Below are 20,442 nucleotides of genomic sequence, written 5' to 3' on the forward strand. Positions count from 1 at the left end.
CATGACTGCCTGGACCGCCGCAGATCTGCCCTCGTTCGCCGGACGCAGCGTGATCGTCACCGGCGCCAACAGCGGCCTCGGCGCGGTGACGGCCCGCGAGCTGGCCCGCGTCGGCGCGCAGGTGATCCTGGCCGTGCGCAACACCGGCAAGGGTGAGGCGGCCGCAGCGCAGATGACCGGTGACGTCGAGGTGCGCCGGCTGGACCTGCAGGATCTGGCCTCGGTGCGCCAGTTCGCCGACGGAGTGGACGCCGTCGACGTGCTGATCAACAACGCCGGCATCATGGCCACCCCGCACGCGGTGACGGCCGATGGCTTCGAAAGCCAGATCGGCACCAACCACCTCGGCCATTTCGCGTTGACCAACCTGCTGCTGCCCAAGCTGACCGACCGCGTGGTGACGGTGTCGTCGATGATGCACTGGATGGGCCACATCAGCCTCAAAGACCTCAACTGGACGTCGCGGCCGTACTCGCCATGGCTGGCCTACGGTCAGTCCAAGCTCGCCAATTTGCTGTTCACCAACGAGTTGCAGCGCCGCCTGACCGCGGCCGGCTCACCGTTGCGGGCGCTGGCCTGCCACCCCGGCTACTCGAACACGAACCTGCAGGGCCATTCCGGGCGCAGAATCAGCGACGCGCTGATGGCCATCGGCGCTCGGCTGGCCACCGACGCGGACTTCGGCGCACGGCAAACGCTCTACGCCGCCTCGCAGGACGTACCGGGCAACTCGTTCATCGGCCCGCGCTTCGGCATGGTCGGCCGCACTCAGCCGGTGGGCCGCAGCCCGCTGGCGAAACGCCAGGAGACGGCCGAGGCGCTCTGGGACCTCTCCGAACGGCTGACGGACACCAAATTTCCGCTGTGAGGCGCTGATGCGCTAACCTGGCCGGGCGTCACGGCGAGGGTGGCCTTTGCAGCCACCGTTATCGACGGGGACCTTCTGGTTGTCGCGATGCTGGCCGTGCCCCGACCAGACCCAGGAGCGACACCATGGCCAAATCGGCAACTTCGTCCGCTAACAAGCTTCCCGTCTCGGTGCGTACCGAAACCGGCAAAGGCGCGTCGCGCCGGGCCCGCCGTGCCGGCAAGATTCCCGCCGTCCTCTACGGTCACGGCACCGACCCGCAGCACCTGGAGCTGCCCGGACACGACTTCGCCGCGGTTCTGCGCCACTCCGGCACCAACGCGGTGCTCGCGCTCGACATCGACGGCAAGGAGCAGCTGGCGCTGACCAAGGCGCTCGACATCCACCCGATCCGTCGCACCATCCAGCACGCCGACCTGCTCGTGGTCCGTCGCGGCGAGAAGGTGGTCGTCGAGGTCACCGTCGAGGTCGTGGGCGACGCCGCGCCGGGCACCCTGGTCACCCAGGAGACCAGCACCATCGAGATCGAGGCCGAGGCGCTGTCGATCCCCGAGCAGTTGACGGTCTCGGTCCAGGACGCCGAACCGGGCACCCAGTTCGCCGCGGGCCAGATCGAGCTACCGCGCGGCGTCACGCTGATTTCCGACCCGGAGATGCTGGTCGTCAACGTGGTGAACGCGCCGACCGCCGAGGAGCTCGAGGCCGAGGGCGCCGGCGAGGTGCCCGAGGCGGCAGCCGAGGAGCCGGCCGAGGAGGCCGCCGAAGCCGAGGCCGCCGAGGCCCCGCCCGAGTCCGAATAGCGCATGGCCGAGCCGCTTTTGGTGGTCGGCCTCGGCAACCCGGGTTCCAACTACGCCGCGACCCGGCACAATCTGGGGTTCATGGTCGCCGACCTGCTCGCCGCGCGGTTGGGTTCAAAGTTCAAGGCGCACAAGCGCTCCGGCGCGGAGGTGGTCAGCGGTCGGCTCGGCGGGCGGTCGGTGGTGCTGGCCAAGCCGCGCAGCTACATGAACGAGTCCGGTCGCCAGGTGGGTCCGCTGGCCAAGTTCTACTCGGTGCCCGCCGCCGACGTCGTCGTCATCCACGACGACCTCGACCTCGACTTCGGCCGGGTCCGGCTCAAGATCGGTGGCGGCGAGGGCGGCCACAACGGGCTGCGCTCGGTGGCAGCGTCGTTGGGCACCAAGGATTTTCAGCGGGTGCGGATTGGCATCGGGCGCCCGCCCGGCCGCAAGGATCCGGCTGCGTTCGTGCTGGAGAACTTCGCCGCGGCCGAGCGTAAAGAAGTTCCCGCGATCTGCGAGCAGGCCGCCGACGCCACCGAGTTACTGATCGAGCTGGGTCTGGAGCCCGCCCAGAACATCGTGCACGCCTGGTAGGGCGCGCGACCATCGCGGCGGCCGGCGCTCCTGCGCGTCAGCGGTTGAGGAAGGGTGGATCGCAATAGTGTTGCCGCCCTGCCGTTTTGCGTGGTACATGGCGGCGTCGGCGCACGCGATCATGGTGGTTATCTCACCTTTGTCCGGCTGACGGTGCGCTGCGGCGACGGCAACACCGACACTTGCGGTCACCGACGGCTCGGCCCGGTCGGCGATGGCCTCCCGCAGGTGCTCGGCGACGTGGGGCACCGTGGGTGCGTCGAGGAGGTCGATAACGACGAACTCCTCGCCACCGACTCGGGCTATCAGCGCGCCCGGGCCCATTGTGTTGCGGATATGTGCGGCAGTCCTTTTCAGGACCAGATCGCCGGTGTGGTGACCGTAGCGATCGTTGACAGTCTTGAAGTTGTCCAGGTCGATCACCATCACACACACCGACGATTTCCCGGCGTAGAAGGAGGCCCGATCCAATCGACGGTCGAAGCCGCGCCGGTTGGCCACCCCGGTGAGCGGATCGATCAGCGAATCCGTGGCGTCGTGGCGCATCAGCCAGAACCCGAGCTGCAGCACCGGCAGGATGCCCACGATCACCATCAAGGCGAGGAGGGCTTTCGCGGCGGCCAGCGACCATCCGGTGGGCCCGCCCGCCATACCCATCGCCGCCGTGAGTGTCCCGATAGTCAGCACCGCCCACGCCACGTGGGCCGCTTGAGCTTTGGGGCCGTGCAAGCACGTCACATAGATGCCGGTCAGCACGAACGCGGTGGTTCCGGTCAGCCCGGCCAATCGATCGGAATCCAGCCAGCACCCCAACGTGATTGCACAATCCGCCAGCGCGGCCAGCCACGCGGATGCCCGGAGGGTCGGCCATGGCAGCAGCCACCAGCGCAGCGCCCACCCCAGCGCTCCGAGCGCGATCACCCCGCACAGCAGTCGTCCTACGGTGTGCTGCGGACCCGCCGGCGAACACATCGCCAGCGCCGCGACCACCGCCAAAAGCGCGCCGCCGGCAGCAATGACTCGCTTGGTCCAGTCCAGCAGGTCGCGCGACTCCAGGAAGTCCAGCAACCAGCGATCCGCCGTGCTGCCCCACCAGCTGTGCACCAGCTGCTTGAGATTCCCCCGCAAACCAGCCCCCGTGAGTTGCGTCACCCCTTCAGGGGGCCAGCTTGTTTATACGCCACTAACGAGGGATTGACAAATACCTGCTTTTTGTCCAGACGGTCGATGATCGGCAGGTTATCGCACGCTATGTGACCAGCGTGACCGAGTTGGCCCGCCGCAGCTTTCCCGAGGGCGTCTTCGGAATCGTGCCCGGGCCCAGCACCACGACGTTGCGCGGCCGTACGTCGACCTCGGTGACGACCTCGTGGGCGACCTCGTGCTCGATGCGACGCACTTCGGCGGGGTCCTCGAAGGCGTTGGATTCGACTGCGACAGCGAATGTTTCGCGCGAATGCCCGGCGTCGAGGCGCACGGCCACCGCGCAGCCCGGCCGGACACCCTGCACCCGGGACGCCGCGCGCTCGATGTCGGTCGGGTAGATGTTGCGGCCGGCCATGATGATGACGTCCTTGACGCGACCGCACACCACGACGTGGCCGTCCTCCGTCATGTAGCCGAGATCGCCGGTGTCATACCAACCGTGCTCGTCCTGCGCCGGGATGAAGCCGCCCATCGTGATGTAGCCGGGCGTGATCGGCTCACCGCGCAACTCGATCACCCCGACGCCGCGCGGCGGCAGCACAGCGCCGTCCTCGTCGACGACGCGGGCCTCGATCCCGTCGAGCACCGGTCCGAGCGACGCGAGCCGACGGGTGTTGCCTTTATTTGCCGGCACCGCGCGGCGCAGCGCCGCCAGCAGGTCGGCATCCACCTCGTCGACCATCAGTCCTTGTTCGACCGGCGAGAACGCGGCCGCCAGCGTGGTCTCGGCCATGCCGTAGGCGGGCAGGATGGCCTCCGGCCTCAGCCCGAACGGGCGGCCCGCGTCGATCAGGTCTTCGACATCGGCCGGGTCCACCGGTTCGGCGCCCGACATCGCGATCCGCAGCGTGGACAGGTCGAATTGGCCGGGCTTGGCCTGCTTGCGCAGCCGCTTGGCGAACAGCGAGTAGGCGAAGTTCGGGCCGCAGATGAACGTGCCCTTGTACTTGTCGACAAGCTTGGCCCACAGCAGCGTGTCGCGCAGGAAGTCCATCGGGGTGACCTTGACCAGCTCGGCGCCGAAGTACATCGGCACGGTCAAGAAGCCGATCATGCCCATGTCGTGGAAGCAGGGCAGCCAGCTGATCATCACATCGGTTTCGAGGTTGTACTTCACGCCGACGAACATCGCCTCGACGTTGGAGTACACGTTGCGGTGGGTGATCTGGACCGCCTTGGGCGACCCCGTCGACCCCGACGTCAGCTGCATCAGCGCCAGGTCGTCCTCACCGGTCTCGACCGGATCGATCGGATCGGCTGCCAGCAGCTCCTCGACCGTCAGCACCTTGACGCCGCGCTGTTCCAGCACCGGCGCCGCCGGCATGAACGGGTCGGAGACGATCACCACTTTCGCCTCGATCATGTCGACGACGGTGGTGGTGTCCTGCGCCCACACCGCCAGATCGGTGCGGGGGGTCGGCTGGTGCAGCATCGTCAGGCTGGCGCCGCGCATCCACAGCCCCTGTGCCGTCGGCGCGATTTCCACGGGCTGGCCCACCAGCACTCCGACCGCGTCCCCGTGGCCGACTCCGGCCGCGGCCAGGCCACCGGCCACCCGCCGTGCTCGCTCGTGAACCTCAAGCCAGGTGTGCCGCACTGGCTCGTGCGGTTCGCCGGTAACCATCCCGCGGGGGCTGGTGTGCGCGTTGCGGAACATGTTGTCGGTAAACCTGCTCACGAAAACCTCCTCGGTTCCAGCGCGACACCCCTGGATCCCAGATTGCCCCTGCTAGGGGGCACTTCACAGTAGGCACGCGCACACAATTGGGGAGCGGTTACGTCTCGAATCAGTGATGAACCAGTAACCTCGCGCAACGTTGCGGACTCGGCGAGGACACGGCGGCCGCTACGACTGAAAGACCGCCCGCCGGCATGCTCGGCGGGCGGGACATTCGGGCGCACTTTTTGACCGCTACTCGTCACCGCCGATCATCTTAAACTCCTCTTAAGTAACCACCAAACTTTGACGTCAATCCCCGCCCTAAACGCCGCTGACCGGCGCGGGGACCACCCGGGCGCCGTGGACCGGCCCGCTGGCCACCCGCACGGTGCGGCACACCCCAGCGCCGGACAACTGGGTACCGACGTCGATCGCCTCGGGCGCCGAGCGGCACAGGAACGCGCACGTCGGCCCGGAACCCGACACGATGCCCGCCAGCGCCCCGGCCTCCACCCCGGCGCGCAGGACGCGACGCAGCGCCGGATCCTTGCTCACCGCGGCCGCCTGTAATTCGTTGCCCAACAACGGCGCCAGCTGCTCGGGCTCGCCGGCGGCCAGCGCCGCCAACACCGGTCCGGGCTCGCCGAGCCGCGGCGGAGACCCGGCCTCACGCAGCCGGTCGAGCTCTCGGAAGACCTCGGGGGTGGACAGCCCGCCGTCGGCAAACGCCAGCACCCAGTGGAAGGTGTTGCGGGCCAGCACGGTGGCCAGCTCCTCGCCGCGACCGGTGCCCAGCGCGGTCCCGCCGTGCAGCGCGAACGGCACGTCGCTGCCCAGCTGCGCGGCCAGCGTGTTCAAGTCGCGGCGCGGCACACCCAACTCCCACAGCGCGTTGATCGCCACCAGCACGGCGGCGGCGTCGGCGCTGCCGCCGCCCATCCCGCCGGCGACCGGGATGGACTTGTCGATCGTGATCGACACGTCGGGTGCCCGGCCCACGTGGTCGGCCATCAGCTCGGCGGCCTGCCAGGCCAGGTTGCGCTCGTCGTCGGGCAGCTGGTCGGCGCCTTCACCGGAGAGTTCCAGCGACAGCACGTCGGCGTTCCGGACCGTCACCTCGTCGACCAGGGAGACGGCGTGGAAGACGGTGGTCAGCTCGTGATAGTCGTCGTCGCGGCGATCGCCCACGGCCAGGTACAGGTTGATCTTGCCGGGCACCCGGACGGTGACCGAACCAGTGGGCACCCATTGAGCAGCGATGCTTCCGTCCAACGGCACCGCACGAGACTATCGCCGGAACCTACGCTGTGGGCATGGTTGACGGCCATGGTTGACGCCGGCGGGCATCTGGGCGGCTACGTCGTCGACCGTGAGGTCGGCCGCGGCGGCCACGCTACGGTGTATCGGGCGCACGTTGCGGCGCACCCGGAGCGGCCCGTTGCGCTCAAGGTGCTCGGCGAGGAGCACCGCGGCCCGGCGCAGCAGGCCAGGCTGTCCCGCGAATTCGACTTCGCGCACCGGCTGCGCCATCCGCACATCGTGACGATGTACGAGCGCGGGCCGTTCTGGCTGGCGATGCAATTCGTCGACGGCGGCAAATCCACCGACCTGCAGCGGATCGAGGACCGGCTGACCGCGCTCGCGCAGATCGCCGATGCGCTGGACTACGTGCACCGGGAGGGCATCGTGCACAGCGATGTCAAACCGACCAACATCCTTGTCGCCAAGGACTTTTCCCGCACCGGCGCGTGCCTGATCGACTTCAGCGTGGCGCACGCCGTCGTCGACGATGTCTTCCGTCGCCCCAAGGAGCTGCACGCGTCGCTGCCGTATGTGGCGCCGGAGATGCTGCGCGGGCACTCCCCCACGGCCGCCACCGACGAGTACGCGCTGGCGTGCTGCGCGGTCGAATTGCTCACCGGCGCACCGCCATTCGCGGCCGACACTTCCGAGGAACTGGTCAAGGCGCATCTGCGTGGCATCCCGCCGCGGATATCGTGCAGGGTCGACTGGGGGTCGCGCGCATTCGACACGGTGGTGGCCAGGGCGATGGCCCGAGACCCCGAGGTGCGCTACCAGTCCTGCGCGGAGTTCGTCGAGCACATCACCCGCGCGGTAGCTGCTTAGCTTGCCGAGGCGTGCGGCTGCGTGGTGCCCCCGGAACGCTGGTAGAGCCGCACGAAGTCCTCGATGGTCAGCGTCTCACCGCGGCGCGCCGGGTCGATGCTGGCCGCCAGCAGCCGGGTCGCCGACTCGTTTCCCGAGCCCGCCCACTCGGCGAACGCGTTGCGGGATGTCTTGCGCCGCTGGGCAAATGCGATGTCGATCAGCTGGAAGACACTGCGGCGGAAGGCGTCGTCGGTGGGCCACGGCGAGGTTTCGTAGCGGTCGATGCGGACCAATCCGGAATACACGCGCGGGATGGGCCAGAAGACGGTCGGCGAGACCATGCCGTGGCGGCGGATCCGCCCGAAGAACCGGACCTTCACGCTGGGCACGCCGTATTCCTTGCCGCCGGGTTCGGCGGCCAGCCGTTCGGCGACCTCGGCCTGCACCATCACCATCACCGTGCGGATCGACGGGAACTCGGCAAGCAGGTGCAGCAGCGCCGGCACGGCCACGTTGTACGGCAGGTTGGCCACCACCGCCGACGGCTCGCCCTCGAGGTCGGCCGGACCGATCGACAGCACGTCGCGGTTGAGCACCCGCAACCGGTCGACTTCGCTGTGCGAGTGTTCGGCGACGGTTTGTGGTAGCCGGCCGGCCAGCACCGGGTCGATCTCGACGGCGCTGACCGTGGCGCCGCGGTCGAGCAGCGCCAGCGTCAGCGAACCCAGACCCGGGCCGACCTCGAGGACATGGTCGTTGCGGTGCACGCCCGACGACGACGCCACCCGGCGCACGGTATTGGCGTCATGGACGAAGTTCTGTCCCAGAGATTTCCGTGGCCGAAACTCGAGTTCTTTGGCCAGCCGCCTGATCTCGGTGCGCCCGAGCAGCCGAATGGTCAGCGCGCACCCGCTCTGCCGCTGCACACCGGCCACGCCCCCCAGCCCTGGCGTGCCCGCGTCACCTCGGCCACAGCGATCTGCTCTTCGCGGGTGGCGAGGTCGGCACGCGGAGCAAAGCGCAACCCGCCGTTGCGCTCCCAGGTGCTCTGGTCGAATTGCACACCGCCGTAATACCCGTTTCCGGTGTTGATCGCCCAGTTTCCACCGGCCTCACACCGCGATATCGCGTCCCAGATGTCGCCGTTGGTCACTTCCGGAACGTCGGTGCCCGGTTTGGTGCCGACCCGAACGACCGCTTCGCGGGCCGGGGTGATCACCGTGTTGGCGACCGGCAACCGGCCGGTCTCGACGCCGTTGACCTTGGCCACCGCGAACGTGACGTCCTGGACGCCCGGGGTGCCGGGGTCTTCGAGGACCTCCCGGCTGATGTTCATCTCCGGGTCCTCGATACGACGCCTGGGCGGGTCCAGCGGCACTCGCTCGGTGACCTTTTCGATGCGGTTGCGGGTCACCTGGATGTGCATCCCGTCGACGACCGGCGCCGTCGCGCCGGGGTTGACCTGGTCGCTGGGCTCCAGCGGCGTACCGGCGCGCCTCAGCAGGTCTCCGACGTTGGCCGCGGCCAGGTGCACGTTGTGCACGTTGCCGCCGTCGTCGACCTCGACCGTCTTGGCGCTGACGACCGGCAGGGCCATCCCGGCCAGCGGCACCCGGCTGCCGCGGGAGGCCGCGGCCGGAGCGGTGTCGGTCATCGCCAGTTGGGCCAGCGCCTCGTCGACGGTGGACGCCGTGGTCCATACCTGCTTGGTGTCCTTGCCGTCGAGCGAGATCTCCAGCGGCCGGCTGCGGCGCAGCACGATGGACTCGGCGTCGTGTACCCGCTCGCTACCGGCCGGGTAGAGGTCGTCGCGCTCGGCGACGTCGAAGCCGTTCTCCTTGATGATGTCGATGACCCGTGACTTCATCGTCGTCACCTTCATCACCGTGCCGTCGACGCTGAGCGTCACGGTCTTGTAAGCGGCGATCGCCATGCCCCCGGCAACGGCCAGCACCAACAGCAGCGCGGCGACAAGGAGCCGCAGAATCGGTGATGGGGTCTGGTGCAGCCTGGTGAGTACGTTCAACACGCGTGTAAATCCCCGACCTCAGCAACAACTCCGGCAACAACCCACTGACACAGCAAAGGGGCCTTTCGGCCCCACCCGTACGATCACAAGACGGTAACGAACCGGCCTACATACGGCAACTCCAGAGACACGCTCTTACTGGACTCTTAACTAACGGTTGCCAACCCGTAGGCGCGGCGCGCGTTGGCCGTGGTGACCCGCGCGAGTTCCTCGGCGGGGCGGCCCAGCAAGTCGGCCAACGATCGGACAGTGTAAGGCAGGCAATACGGTTCGTTGGGAGCGCCACGGTAGGGATGCGGCGCCAGAAACGGCGCGTCGGTCTCCACCAGCAGCTGCCCGACCGGAACCAGCGGGACGGCTTCCCGCAGGGCGCGGGCGTTGCGGAAGCTCACCGTGCCGGACAGGCTGACCAGCCAGCCGCCGTCGACGCAGGCGCGTGCCATCGCGGCATCCGACGAGAAGCAGTGGAAGATCACCGTCTCGGGCGGGCCCTCGGCGCGCAGCACGTCGAGCACCTCGGCGTCGGCGTCGCGGTTGTGGATCATCAGCGGTTTGCCGGTCCGTTTGGCCAGGTCGATGTGCCACGCGAAGGCCTCGCGCTGGACGTCCGGCTCCGCGCAGCCGTCCAGCCGGCCCGGCCAATACAGGTCCATGCCGGTCTCGCCGATTGCCACCACCCGCGGGTGAGCGGCCAGTCGCTCGATCTCGGCGCGGGCGGTGTCGGTGAGCGCGTCGGCCCGGGTCGGGTGCAGCGCCACCGCGGCGAACACCCGCGGGTCCCACTCGGCGGCCTGCGTCACCCAGCGCGCCGACGCCAGGTCGTCGGCGATAGTGACCACCGCTTCGACGCCGACGGCCGCGGCGCGGTCGACGATCGCACGGACCCCGTCGGCGTCGGCAGCACCGCACGCGTCGAGGTGGGTGTGCGCGTCGACCAAGGGCGTCAGCGGCTCCGGAGGCGGCGGCGCCGGACGGTTGGAACCCACGCGCACACAATAGGGTGATTTCCGATGAGGCCTTACTACGTCACCACGGCGATCACCTACCCGAACGGCGAACCGCACGTCGGGCACGCCTACGAGTACATCGCCACCGACGCGATCGCCCGGTTCAAACGACTCGACGGTTTCGACGTCCGTTTTCTGACCGGCACCGACGAGCACGGCCTCAAGATGGTGGAGACGGCCGCCGCCGAGGGCATTCCGACCGCCGAGTTGGCTCGGCGCAATTCGGACGTGTTCCAGGCCTTGCAGGCACGGTTGAATATCTCCTTCGACCGGTTCATCCGCACCACCGACCCGGACCACCTGGAAGCCTCCAAGGCGATCTGGCAGCGGATGGCCGACGCGGGCGACATCTATCTGGACACCTACTCCGGGTGGTACTCGGTGCGCGACGAGCGGTTCGTCACCGAGTCGGAGACCAGGCTGCTCGACGACGGCTCCCGGGTCGCTATCGAGAGCAGTGCTCCGGTGACGTGGACCGAGGAGCAGACCTACTTCTTTCGGCTGTCCGCCTATGCCGACAAACTGCTGGCCCACTACGAGGCCAATCCCGACTTCATCGCACCGGAGGTGCGTCGCAACGAGGTGGTCAGCTTCGTCTCGGGCGGGCTGCGGGATTTGTCGATCTCGCGCACGTCGTTCGACTGGGGTGTGCCGGTGCCCGAGCATCCCGACCACGTCATGTACGTCTGGGTCGACGCGCTGACCAACTACCTGACCGGCGTCGGTTATCCCGACACCGAGTCCGAGTTGTTCCGCCGCTACTGGCCGGCCGATCTGCACATGATCGGCAAGGACATCATCCGGTTCCACACGGTGTTCTGGCCGGCGTTTTTGATGTCGGCCGGAATCGAGCTTCCCCGAAGGGTTTTCGCGCACGGCTTTCTACTCAACCGTGGCGAGAAGATGAGCAAGTCGGTGGGCAACGTCGTGGACCCGCTTGCGCTGGTCGACACGTTCGGGGTCGACCAGGTGCGCTATTTTCTGCTGCGCGAGGTGCCGTTCGGCCAGGACGGCAGCTACAGCGACGAGGCAATGATCACCCGGATCAACACCGACCTGGCCAACGAGCTGGGCAACCTGGCGCAGCGCTCGCTGTCGATGGTGGCCAAAAACCTCGACGGCGTGGTGCCCGAGCCCGGTGAGTTCAGCGCCGACGACCGGGAGCTGTTGGCGACGGCCGACGGGCTGCTGGATCGGGTGCGCGCCGAATTCGACGCGCAGGCAATGCATTTGGCGCTCGAAGCGGTCTGGCTGATGCTCGGCGCGGCGAACAAGTATTTTTCCGCGCAACAGCCGTGGGTGCTGCGCAAAAGCGAGTCGACGGCGGACCAGGCACGGTTTGCCACCGTGCTGTACGTGACGTGCGAGGCGGTGCGCATCGCGGCGCTGCTGATTCAGCCGGTACTGCCCGAGTCGGCGGGCAAGCTGCTCGACCTGCTCGGCCAGCCGCCCGAGCAACGGACGTTCGCCGCGATCGGCACCCGGCTGGCGCCCGGCACCCGGCTGCCGGCACCGACCGCGGTGTTCCCGCGCTACCAAACCGACGAGACATAGGCGCACAGCGGCTATCGACGCGGTGCCAATACTGGGCGCTATGCAATCCCTTGTATATCGTTCATATGGTATGTCATAGTGCCTTCTGAGTGTCCTGGTCACTCCCATCACTAAAGCGACGAACTTCGGTCCGTTCCGCTCGCGGCGCCGCACACCTGCGGGGAACGGACTCGACGCGAGGGGGCTGACATGGCCACCGTTGAGCGGTCAACTCTGCAGCATGACCTGGACAACCTGCTGGCGGAATTGGACACCGGCTGGGAATCGGCGTCGGTCAGGTACGGCAGGGGCGGCTGCGTGATGGCCTGCATGGTGCGGATGCTGCGCAGACAGTGCGCCCACGATGTGCAGGCCCGCAAGGACGCGATGGTGGCCGCGCTGGGATTCCAAAGCACTGACGGCCCTGCCTATGAGGCCATGTTCAGATGGAACGACGTGCAAGCTCACCCTGACGCCGTCAAACGACGTATCAAGGACGCGCTGAACACGCTATGAGAGATGACTTCTGCCGAGATCGATCGACCGAGTCACCGGACATGTGGATCCGGCGAATTGCGGTGATGGGTGCTTCCGGCATGCCCGATAATCATTGGGTGGAGCGGCGACAAAACTGGCCCAGCCAATCACCGATGGTCACCCTGGAGCAGTTGCCCGCCCCGGTCGTGCTGGAGCGTATCCCGATTCCCGTTCTCGCCGTCACGCAGGACGGGACCATTCTGTTCGCCAACACCGCGTTCGCAGAGATGTTGGGCTACAGCACGGAAGAAGTCCTGTCGTTGAAGTTCGAGCAGATCTTTCACCACGTGCCGGCGGCCGAGTCCGTGCTTTCCGTCGTGCACGCATTGGCCAACATGGTCGTCGAACTGGCACACCGCGATGGCTCGACGGTCAGGGCGCTGATGAGCAGGTCGGCACTGCGGCGCTCCGATGACAAGGTCGCGCTCGCGACGTTCCAGGACCTGACCGAGCAACTCTGGGCCGAGGAACGCTGAAAGCCGACAAACCGTAAGTTGTAGTTAACGCCGATAATCGTACTTCTAGTACTGTTCGGGTGTGATCCAGACTCGGCGAGACCTGCGGGCTTACCTCGCGGCGGATATGGCCGCCCACGGCCTGCGGCGTTGGCGAGTACGCGACCGGTTCTTGCACCGGCCCGCCCATTTCCAGCGGTTGTTGCGCCGGTCCGAGTACTGGTCGAACACGGCCCGCACACCGGCCGGGCGGGTCGTGGTGCTGTGGTTCAAACTGCGGACGCGGCTGGTGGGTGAACGCCTCGGATTCATGATCCCGCGCAACGTATTCGGGCCGGGCCTGTCGATCGCCGAGCCCGGCGGCATCTGGGTGCACTACCAGGCGCGCGTCGGCGCCAATTGCCGCCTCCACCAGGGCGTGACGATCGGGGAAGCGAAAGGCAAGGTCCCGGTCATCGGCGACGACGTCACGATTCATCCGCTCGCAATGGTCGTCGGTGCCGACATCGGCAACCGAGTTCGCATCCGGGCGCGCGCCGTGGTCACCCAAACGGTTCCCGACGACGTCGACGTGGCCGGGGTGCCGGCTCGGATCGTCCCGACCGCACCCCGCGCCGGCGCGGTCGTGGCAGGCTGAGGCCGCGCATATCCGACCTGAAGTATCACTATGGCGCTATTGGAATACTTGTAGTACGGTAGCCCGGTGATCAGGACCCGTGAGGACCTGAAGGCCTATCTCGCAGCGGATATGAAAGCCAACGGCCTCGAACGATGGCGGTTTCGTGACCGCTTCCTGCAGCGGCCGGCCTACTTCCAGCGCTTGCTGCGCAAGTCGGAGTATTGGACGAACACAGCCCGGACCCCGTTCGGGCGGGCAGTCGCCGCCTGGCTGCAACTGCGGACCAAGCTGCTCGGTGAACGGTTCGGTTTCTACATATCCCGCAACGTGTGCGGTCCCGGTCTGTCGATCGCCCACCCGGGTCCGGTCTGGGTGCATTGCAATGCGCGCATCGGCGCCAATTGCCGCATCCACCAAGGGGTGACGATCGGGGAAGCCAAGGGCAAGGTCCCAGTCATCGGAGACGACGTCTACCTCTATCCGCTCGCAATGGTCCTCGGAGCAGACATCGGCAGTCGTGTCGGTGTCCGGGCGGGCGCAGTGGTCACCAAATCCGTTCCCGACGACGTGGAGGTAGCCGGCGTTCCGGCCCGGATCGTCAGGACACACCGCCCGATCGCCGCCATCGCGGACTAGTAGCCGGCCGGTCAGCGTTGGATGGCTGCGCTTCTTCTCGGGTGAGTGCGAATGTGGCCGCGGTTCCAGCGCAGCGAAATCTGCACCCGCGCTTCGTAAGCCAACCACTGCAGGCCGCGAAAGAGCCGCAACCAGTCCGACATCAGGAGACGCACGATCGCTCGGCGCCGGCGGACGCCGGCAGATAGCGCGCCAGCAGCCGCTTTTCGTGTCGCGGGCACAGGCCGGCGAGACGGATGTCGCCGCCGTAGTGATCGAGCACCCGCGGGTCCATCACGCGGCGCCACAACGGGGGCAGCAGGGCCAACAGCAGCATGGTCCCGTAGCCGCCCGGGAATTGCGGTGCTTCGTCGGTGTGGCGCAGTGCCTGATAGCGGCGCAACGGGTGAGCATGGTGATCGGAATGCCGCTGCAGATGGAACAGGCACACGTTGGCAATCACCGTGTTGCTGTTCCAGCTGTGCGAGGCACGCACCCGTTCGTATCGTCCGTTGGGCAGCTTCTGACGTTGCAGCCCATAGTGTTCCATGTAGTTGACCATCTCGAGCAGGCAGAAACTGATCACCGCCTGTCCGATCAGCCAGGGCACCACGACAGCACCGAACCAGACAGTCAGCACAGCGAACAACGCAAAGCTGGCCAGCCAGGCGCTGAGCACGTCGTTCTTGAGAGTCCACCGCGACTGCCCCGCCCGCGCCCAGCGCTCACTTTCCAGCCGCCAGGCGGAGCGGACGCCGCCCGCGACCGATCGCGGAATAAAGAAGTACAGCGTCTCTCCCATCCGCGAGCTTGCCGGGTCGTCGGCCGTCGCGACCCGCACGTGATGTCCGCGGTTGTGCTCGACGAAGAAATGTCCGTACCAACTCTGCACGAGTGCCAGCTTGGACAATCGCTTCTCGGCCTGAGGTCGCTTGTGCCCCAACTCATGTGCGACGTTGATCGCGACACCGCCGATGATTCCGACCGTCGCCATCAACCCCAGCTTGTCGACGAACGTCATGGTGAGCCAGCCGCCACCGGCCCACAACCAGCAGGCGAAAAGCAGCGACAGGTATTGGCTGGGCAGGTAAAGGTAAGTGGCCCAACGGTAGAAGCGGTCGTCCTCCAGTTGCGCGACGACGCTGTCGGGCGGGTTGTCCGCGTCGGGACCGACCACGTGGTCGAGGACGGGAATGATCCCGAATGTCACGATCGGGGCGATCCACCAAAACACGCCAAGCCCGCTGATCTGCACGGCAAGCCATGATGCGGCGACGAACCCCGGCACTATCGACCCCAGGAGCCACAAGTACTTCTTGGCGTCGCGCCAGGCGCGGTTCGAGGTCGCCATGGGCATGGTGCCGGATGGTGTCATTCGATTCAGATAGCCCATTTCTGGAAGTTATCACGACTTGGTTACGCTAAAACACCCTTATTCGATACTATCTGACTGATTATTGGTTAAATCGGAGAGTTTGAGTTGGGTCGCTGGCGAGTCCGTGGGCACCGCGCGGCGACCGCAACCGACTACCGCGAACACTGAATCGGAGCAGGTGGGGCGCATGATGGTTCTCTCCCGACGCCATTTCCTGGGTCTGGGCGCCATGGCCGCGGCGGCGGCCGCCGGTGCCGGAGCCGCCGAGTTCCAACTGAGCCGACATCGGCCGACCGTGCGGCCGCACTATGACGCCATCGTGGTGGGCAGCGGCTACGGCGGCGGGGTGTCGGCCCTGCGGCTCGGCCAGGCCGGTGTCAGGACCCTGATCCTGGAAAAGGGCAGGCTCTGGGACGCCCGCGACGAAGACGGCAAGCGATTCTCGAAGATGTTGCCCCCCGATACCCGCGCGGGCTGGTTCACCCGGCATCCACCGAGCCTGGTCCCGTCGTTTCGCGGGGTCTCGATCAACTCGGTCGCCGACCACGTGCCGTCGCCCCAACCCGTGCAGGCCGGAATCTGCGACAAGGTCGTGCACGGCTCGCACAACGTCTTCCGCGGCATCGCGGTGGGCGGCGGGTCGATGGTCAACGCGGCCATCGCCGCCATCCCCACTGCGGCTCAGGTCCGGGAAACCTTTCCCGACATCGACCCGGCACAGTTCCTGGGACCGTACATGCAGCGGGCCAAGGACATGCTGCTGATCAACCATCGCGACATGCGGTGGTTCGAGCAGACACCGTGTTTCCAGTACGCGCGGGTTGGAAGGCAGTATGCGGCCGCAGCCGGATACTCGGTGGACTACAACGGCAGCGCCTTTTCCTTTCCGTACATCAAATACGAAGAAGCGGGTCAGGTTGAGCGGTCAGCACTCGCATTCGAGCAGCAGTACGGGAACAACAACGGCCGGTTCGGCAGCGTCGACCAGACCTACATCGGCGACGCGCTGGCGACCGGCAAGGTCAGCCTCAAACCCCTGACGGAGGTCACCGATGTCCGCCGGGAGCCCGACGGCGAGTATGTGGTGTCCACCCGCGAGATCGACCGCTGGGGCAACGAGATCGCGCGTGAGGAATTCGGTTGTGACCAGTTGCATCTCAACGCAGGCGTGCTGGGCACGACCAAGATCTTGCTGAAAGCCCGCGACACCGGGACACTGCCCAACCTGAGCGAGGAAATAGGCCGCGGCTACGGCAACAATGGGGACATCATGGTCGCCCACTCGTTGAACGAGAGCGATCCGGCGGGTACCGAGCAATCCCTGATGGGCATGATCAACCTCGACGGCCGCGACGATCCGGATAATCCGGTGTATGCCAGCATGTTCTCACTTCCGTTGCCAGTGGAGACATTCACGCTGGGCTACTACGTGATGGTCAAGACCGGTGACCGTGCCGATATCACCTACGACCGGCGGTCGGACTCGATTAGCATCGACTGGCCGCAAGGCTATACCGAGAACTTGACTTCGAAGGCGCGGGCGGTTTTCGACAAGGTGACCCTGGCGAACGGCGTCGACTACCGCGACGACATATTCGACGGAAACGTATTCGCGCCCAACACCGTTCACCCGATGGGCGGTTGTGTCCGCGGCAGGGCCACGGACAGTTACGGACGGGTCAAGGGATACGACAAGCTCTACGTCAACGACGCGTCGCTACTCCCCGGCTACCTGGGCTGTAATCCCTTCATGTCGATCACCGCACTCGCCGAACGCAACATCGAGGGAATCCTGCAGGGGCGTCAGTGACTTTCATTCGGCGACCCGTTGCGCCGCAGCGCCTCCCGGGCGAGGAATTCACGGAAATACGGCAACGACTCGTCGGCCACGACGGCGGGAAGCAGTAGCTCCCACATTCGGCTCAACTGACCGATGAGGTCGCCATCCGACGTTGCCCTGAACAGCAGCCGGGTGCCCAGCATCGCGCCGACGATCGACTCGCTGACCGCTTCCGGATCGAGGCCTTCTTTCAAGTCGCCTTCCGCGCTTGCCCGGCCGGCCTCAGTAGCCATGGCCTCCAACCAGTTTGCGTAGACGCGGGCGGCCGATTCGTTGAATTCGCCGAGTGCAAACGTCAGTTGCTCGGCGACGCGGGCGACCTTGTCCGATGCCAGTACCTCTGCGGCCGCAAACATCCCGTGGATCATGTTCTCCAGCCCGGGCGACGACGATTCGCACATGGCGCGGAAGGTGCCGAGGACGACACCGGAGCCTTCCTCGATGATGGCGGACGCCAGCGAATCCATCGACTCGAAGTGGTGGTAGAGAGCACCTTTGGTCATTCCCGCGCGCTCGATGATCGCGGCGCGCGCGGCGCTCGCATAGCCGACTTCGCCGAACACCTCGATTGCGGCGTCGAGGATCTTTCGCCGGGTGGCTTCCGATCGAACCTGGCGCGCCATCGCCTGCACCTCCGGAGTTCCGTCCAGCTACTCAAGAATCCGGACCTTCGGCGTCTCACATTCCGGCCGGCGCGGGCAAGCCTAACAGCTGCTGGTCGCGGTGCGGATTGCCAGCGCCGTGCGTCGCCTGACGAATTGGCTGAAGTAGTTGAAACGGTCCGGTTTGACCATGCCGCGCAACAACAGTGCCCAGGTCTTCTCGAGTTCCAGCAGGAATTGCTCCGGCTCGTCGAGATCGCTGACGTGACGCAATCCCAAATACAGCGACACGACCATGCGGCCGACATCCTGCGGATCGCAGTGCTCGGCGATGTCCCCCTCCGTAATCGCACGCCGAACGACGCGGGCCAGCGCGTCAATCCAGTCCTTCAACAGCCTGGCCTGGAACTTCTCGGCCCTGCCCACGGTCTCCAGCAGATGCAAGCCGGCCCGGGCCACGTCCTGGGTGACGTCCTGAACCGCGATCAGGTACGTGAATTCGACGAGGGTCTCCAGTCCAGAAAGCCTCCGGGTGATCAAGTCACGGATGACCGCGGTGCCTGCGACGGCTTGCTCCTCGATGATCGCCAAAGCCAGCGCATGCTTCGAGCGAAAATGGAAATACATTGCGCCCTTGGTCAATTCGGCGTCAGCCAGGATGTCGTCGAGCCCGACATCGTGGTACGGCCGCTGGGCGAATTGGTGTGCAGCCGCCTTCAGAATCTGCTGCCGGGTCGTGTCGGCCCGGCTGTCGGTCGGCTGGCTCATGACGAGACACCCCACGGATCCCCCGCGGCATGGCCGACGATATTCACGGCGACCCTCGGCTTCATGGGTGGCATCTCCCTTGGACACAGCGTGGGGCCAAGTGCTGGCAGCCGCTGGTCGACTGCCACGTCTTAGCTTAGGCGCTCACTCCGCGTCGCCTGGGATACCCTCAGTTACTTTCTAGGCTGTGCAACATCCGAAAAGTATGTAATATGACCTTTCAGCATGTTGTCGGTCTGCCGATCGACCTGGCCCACCCCGTAAGGAGAAGCGCATGTCGTTCGTGACCACCCAGCCGGACGCGTTGACGTCGGCGGCGGCCAACCTGCATGGCACCGGGGTTGCGATGAGCACCCAGAACGCCGCGGCGGCGGCCCCGACCACCGGTGTGGTTCCTGCAGCCGCCGACGAGGTGTCGGCGCTGACGGCGACCCAGTTCGCCGCACACGCGCAGATGTATCAGGCGATCAGCACCCAGGCCGAAGCGATCCACGAGATGTTCGTGAACACGCTGGGCACCAGCGCCTGGTCGTATGCGGCGACCGAAGCCGCCAACGCGGTGGCGGCCGGCTAGGGATGGTCGCAGTGCTCGATTTCGGCGCGTTGCCGCCGGAGGTCAACTCCGGCCGGATGTATGCCGGTCCGGGGTCGGAGTCGATGTTGGCGGCCGCGGCTGCCTGGGACGGGTTGGCTGCCGAATTGCATTCCGTGGCATCCACTTACAACTCGGTGATCTCGGCGTTGACCAGCGGACCGTGGCGCGGCCCGGCGTCGGCGTCCACCGCGGCGGCATCCGCGCCATATGCCACCTGGATGTCGGGGATGGCGGCACAGGCCGAACAAGCGGGAGTACAGGCCCGCGACGCCGCCGACGCCTATCACGCCGCGTTCGCGATGACGGTGCCACCGGCGGTGGTCGCGGCCAACCGCGCGCAGTTGGCAACGCTGACCGCGACGAACTTCTTCGGCATCAACTCCCCCGCAATCGCCGCCAACGAAGCGCAGTACGCCGAGATGTGGGCTCAGGACGCGTTGGCAATGTACGGCTACGCCGCAAACTCGGCCGCCGCAACCCAATTGTCACCGTTCACGTCACCACCGCAGACCACCAACCCCGTCGGGCTGGCCACCCAGGGCGCCGCGGTCGCCCACGCGACCGGCGTCTCGGCCACACAGCAGACAGCGCTGTCGCCGCTGATCTCGTCGATTCCCAATGCGCTGCAGCAACTGTCGTCGCCGGCCGCGGCGACGTCGTCGTCGTCCACCGGCATCACCACCCCGTGGGGTTCGGTGATAGGCGGGTCGGGCTCGTCGGGGCTCTCCGGGATTATGAACGACTGGCCCAGCTTGCTTCCCGGTTACTTGATGGTGTCGGCGACGCCGCTCTACGCACTGTCCAGCGTGCTGGGGATGGCGCAGACCTTGCAGGGCCTGACGACCGCCGGTGCGTGGGAGGCCGCCGAAGGGGCCGCGGGCGCACTGGAATCCGGCATCGGCAACACGGGCGTGCTGGCCGGCGTCGGTCAGGCGGCCTCGCTGGGGCCGTTGTCCGTGCCGCCGAGCTGGGGCACGTCGGTGCAGACGGGCATGCTGACGTCCGCCGGTGCAGCGATGCCGGGCACGGGCGCGAACCCACTTACCGGCACACCGCCCAGCGTGTTGGGCGGCCTGCCGCGGACAGCGGCGAGCGCTCCGGGCAGCACCCCCGGCCCCCGCTACGGGTTGGTTCCCACCGTGATGGCACGCCCACCGTCCGCCGGATACGGCGGCGTCGTCTAAAGCAGCACTCACGTCAATGTCCCACTACCAAAGGAGATTTCCATGCCTACCCGGTTTATGA

General features: G+C 66.7%; 21 protein-coding genes. 12 read left to right on the top strand and 9 right to left on the bottom strand.

What is annotated here, in order from left to right; all coding sequences use genetic code 11:
* Window position 1: 1 nt before the first annotated feature.
* The 3 genes from MFM001_RS05470 to pth all read left to right on the top strand — a co-directional run bounded on the left by MFM001_RS05470 (window position 2) and on the right by pth (window position 2,247).
* Window positions 2-868 (top strand): oxidoreductase, encoded by an 867-nt coding sequence (locus tag MFM001_RS05470; RefSeq protein WP_116374231.1) that lies wholly within the window; start codon window positions 2-4, stop codon window positions 866-868.
* Between the two features lie 125 nt (window positions 869-993).
* Complete coding sequence (locus MFM001_RS05475) at window positions 994-1,668, top strand: 50S ribosomal protein L25/general stress protein Ctc (RefSeq protein ID WP_116374232.1); 675 nt, start codon at window positions 994-996, stop codon at window positions 1,666-1,668.
* A gap of 3 nt (window positions 1,669-1,671) precedes the next feature.
* A complete protein-coding gene (gene pth, locus MFM001_RS05480; protein ID WP_116374233.1) occupies window positions 1,672-2,247 on the top strand; it encodes an aminoacyl-tRNA hydrolase in 576 nt (191 codons plus the stop codon).
* On the opposite strand, the gene MFM001_RS05485 is transcribed toward pth, so the two are convergent.
* The 3 genes from MFM001_RS05485 to MFM001_RS05495 all read right to left on the bottom strand — a co-directional run bounded on the left by MFM001_RS05485 (window position 2,194) and on the right by MFM001_RS05495 (window position 6,391).
* On the bottom strand, window positions 2,194-3,399 hold the full coding sequence (locus MFM001_RS05485; protein WP_142760674.1) for a sensor domain-containing diguanylate cyclase: 1,206 nt from the start codon (window positions 3,397-3,399) through the stop codon (window positions 2,194-2,196). The genes pth and MFM001_RS05485 overlap by 54 nt on opposite strands.
* A gap of 97 nt (window positions 3,400-3,496) precedes the next feature.
* Window positions 3,497-5,131: a fatty acyl-AMP ligase gene (locus tag MFM001_RS05490; RefSeq protein ID WP_116374235.1), complete on the bottom strand. Its 1,635-nt coding sequence runs from the start codon at window positions 5,129-5,131 to the stop codon at window positions 3,497-3,499.
* 303 nt (window positions 5,132-5,434) lie between these two features.
* Window positions 5,435-6,391 carry a 4-(cytidine 5'-diphospho)-2-C-methyl-D-erythritol kinase gene (locus MFM001_RS05495; RefSeq protein WP_192886851.1) on the bottom strand — a complete coding sequence of 319 codons (957 nt, stop codon included), beginning with the start codon at window positions 6,389-6,391 and terminating at the stop codon, window positions 5,435-5,437.
* A 48-nt stretch (window positions 6,392-6,439) separates the two neighbouring features.
* Here MFM001_RS05495 and MFM001_RS05500 point away from each other — a divergent pair, with 48 nt between their 5' ends.
* A complete protein-coding gene (locus tag MFM001_RS05500) occupies window positions 6,440-7,240 on the top strand; it encodes a serine/threonine-protein kinase (protein ID WP_116374236.1) in 801 nt (266 codons plus the stop codon).
* Here MFM001_RS05500 and rsmA read toward each other — a convergent pair.
* The 3 genes from rsmA to MFM001_RS05515 all read right to left on the bottom strand — a co-directional run bounded on the left by rsmA (window position 7,237) and on the right by MFM001_RS05515 (window position 10,243).
* Window positions 7,237-8,157, bottom strand: coding sequence for a 16S rRNA (adenine(1518)-N(6)/adenine(1519)-N(6))-dimethyltransferase RsmA (gene rsmA, locus MFM001_RS05505; RefSeq protein ID WP_371685251.1), 921 nt, complete (start codon window positions 8,155-8,157; stop codon window positions 7,237-7,239). The genes MFM001_RS05500 and rsmA overlap by 4 nt on opposite strands.
* The gene (locus tag MFM001_RS05510; RefSeq protein ID WP_202864130.1) at window positions 8,121-9,248 is read right to left on the bottom strand and encodes a resuscitation-promoting factor; all 1,128 of its coding nucleotides are present in this window, start codon (window positions 9,246-9,248) and stop codon (window positions 8,121-8,123) included. Before MFM001_RS05510 ends, rsmA begins: the two co-directional genes overlap by 37 nt.
* Before the next feature lie 149 nt (window positions 9,249-9,397).
* The gene (locus tag MFM001_RS05515; protein WP_116374237.1) at window positions 9,398-10,243 is read right to left on the bottom strand and encodes a TatD family hydrolase; all 846 of its coding nucleotides are present in this window, start codon (window positions 10,241-10,243) and stop codon (window positions 9,398-9,400) included.
* Window positions 10,244-10,261: 18 nt separating this feature from the next.
* Between MFM001_RS05515 and metG the strand changes: the two genes are divergently transcribed.
* The 5 genes from metG (at window position 10,262) to MFM001_RS05540 (ending at window position 14,038) form a co-directional block, all read left to right on the top strand.
* A complete protein-coding gene (metG, locus tag MFM001_RS05520) occupies window positions 10,262-11,812 on the top strand; it encodes a methionine--tRNA ligase (protein WP_116374238.1) in 1,551 nt (516 codons plus the stop codon).
* Window positions 11,813-12,001: 189 nt separating this feature from the next.
* Window positions 12,002-12,307: a hypothetical protein gene (locus MFM001_RS05525; RefSeq protein ID WP_116374239.1), complete on the top strand. Its 306-nt coding sequence runs from the start codon at window positions 12,002-12,004 to the stop codon at window positions 12,305-12,307.
* 134 nt (window positions 12,308-12,441) lie between these two features.
* Window positions 12,442-12,804, top strand: a complete 363-nt coding sequence (locus MFM001_RS05530) for a PAS domain S-box protein (RefSeq protein WP_116374393.1) — start codon at window positions 12,442-12,444, stop codon at window positions 12,802-12,804.
* Window positions 12,805-12,865: 61 nt separating this feature from the next.
* The gene (locus MFM001_RS05535; protein WP_116374240.1) at window positions 12,866-13,420 is read left to right on the top strand and encodes a serine acetyltransferase; all 555 of its coding nucleotides are present in this window, start codon (window positions 12,866-12,868) and stop codon (window positions 13,418-13,420) included.
* Window positions 13,421-13,486: 66 nt separating this feature from the next.
* Window positions 13,487-14,038 (top strand): serine acetyltransferase, encoded by a 552-nt coding sequence (locus tag MFM001_RS05540; RefSeq protein ID WP_116374241.1) that lies wholly within the window; start codon window positions 13,487-13,489, stop codon window positions 14,036-14,038.
* Window positions 14,039-14,180: 142 nt separating this feature from the next.
* Here MFM001_RS05540 and MFM001_RS05550 read toward each other — a convergent pair whose 3' ends face one another.
* Window positions 14,181-15,374, bottom strand: coding sequence for an alkane 1-monooxygenase (locus MFM001_RS05550; protein WP_238158925.1), 1,194 nt, complete (start codon window positions 15,372-15,374; stop codon window positions 14,181-14,183).
* Window positions 15,375-15,579: 205 nt separating this feature from the next.
* Here MFM001_RS05550 and MFM001_RS05555 point away from each other — a divergent pair, with 205 nt between their 5' ends.
* Entirely contained in the window at window positions 15,580-17,202 is a 1,623-nt protein-coding gene (locus MFM001_RS05555; protein ID WP_116374242.1) for a GMC oxidoreductase, read from the top strand.
* Here the strand turns inward: MFM001_RS05555 and MFM001_RS05560 are convergent.
* Entirely contained in the window at window positions 17,196-17,855 is a 660-nt protein-coding gene (locus MFM001_RS05560) for a TetR/AcrR family transcriptional regulator (protein ID WP_116374395.1), read from the bottom strand. The two genes, MFM001_RS05555 and MFM001_RS05560, sit on opposite strands and share 7 nt — an antisense overlap.
* Window positions 17,856-17,936: 81 nt before the next feature.
* Window positions 17,937-18,602 carry a TetR/AcrR family transcriptional regulator gene (locus MFM001_RS05565; RefSeq protein WP_116374243.1) on the bottom strand — a complete coding sequence of 222 codons (666 nt, stop codon included), beginning with the start codon at window positions 18,600-18,602 and terminating at the stop codon, window positions 17,937-17,939.
* A 274-nt stretch (window positions 18,603-18,876) separates the two neighbouring features.
* Between MFM001_RS05565 and MFM001_RS05570 the strand changes: the two genes are divergently transcribed.
* Both MFM001_RS05570 and MFM001_RS05575 read left to right on the top strand, forming a co-directional pair.
* Complete coding sequence (locus MFM001_RS05570) at window positions 18,877-19,176, top strand: PE family protein (RefSeq protein ID WP_116374244.1); 300 nt, start codon at window positions 18,877-18,879, stop codon at window positions 19,174-19,176.
* Window positions 19,177-19,187: 11 nt separating this feature from the next.
* Entirely contained in the window at window positions 19,188-20,381 is a 1,194-nt protein-coding gene (locus MFM001_RS05575; RefSeq protein ID WP_116374396.1) for a PPE family protein, read from the top strand.
* The last annotated feature ends 61 nt before the right edge of the window (window positions 20,382-20,442 follow it).

This window comes from Mycobacterium sp. MFM001, assembly GCF_003402475.1.
Lineage (GTDB): Bacteria > Actinomycetota > Actinomycetes > Mycobacteriales > Mycobacteriaceae > Mycobacterium.

What these genes read in the sequence shown, in the direction of transcription:
- MFM001_RS05470 (WP_116374231.1), top strand. Translation starts at nt 2, where the DNA reads ATGACTGCCTGGACCGCCGCAGATCTGCCCTCGTTCGCCGGACGCAGC.
- MFM001_RS05475 (WP_116374232.1), top strand. Translation starts at nt 994, where the DNA reads ATGGCCAAATCGGCAACTTCGTCCGCTAACAAGCTTCCCGTCTCGGTG.
- pth (WP_116374233.1), top strand. Translation starts at nt 1,672, where the DNA reads ATGGCCGAGCCGCTTTTGGTGGTCGGCCTCGGCAACCCGGGTTCCAAC.
- MFM001_RS05500 (WP_116374236.1), top strand. Translation starts at nt 6,440, where the DNA reads ATGGTTGACGCCGGCGGGCATCTGGGCGGCTACGTCGTCGACCGTGAG.
- metG (WP_116374238.1), top strand. Translation starts at nt 10,262, where the DNA reads ATGAGGCCTTACTACGTCACCACGGCGATCACCTACCCGAACGGCGAA.
- MFM001_RS05525 (WP_116374239.1), top strand. Translation starts at nt 12,002, where the DNA reads ATGGCCACCGTTGAGCGGTCAACTCTGCAGCATGACCTGGACAACCTG.
- MFM001_RS05530 (WP_116374393.1), top strand. Translation starts at nt 12,442, where the DNA reads ATGGTCACCCTGGAGCAGTTGCCCGCCCCGGTCGTGCTGGAGCGTATC.
- MFM001_RS05550 (WP_238158925.1), bottom strand. Translation starts at nt 15,374, where the DNA reads ATGCCCATGGCGACCTCGAACCGCGCCTGGCGCGACGCCAAGAAGTAC.
- MFM001_RS05555 (WP_116374242.1), top strand. Translation starts at nt 15,580, where the DNA reads ATGATGGTTCTCTCCCGACGCCATTTCCTGGGTCTGGGCGCCATGGCC.
- MFM001_RS05560 (WP_116374395.1), bottom strand. Translation starts at nt 17,855, where the DNA reads ATGGCGCGCCAGGTTCGATCGGAAGCCACCCGGCGAAAGATCCTCGAC.
- MFM001_RS05565 (WP_116374243.1), bottom strand. Translation starts at nt 18,602, where the DNA reads ATGAGCCAGCCGACCGACAGCCGGGCCGACACGACCCGGCAGCAGATT.
- MFM001_RS05570 (WP_116374244.1), top strand. Translation starts at nt 18,877, where the DNA reads ATGTCGTTCGTGACCACCCAGCCGGACGCGTTGACGTCGGCGGCGGCC.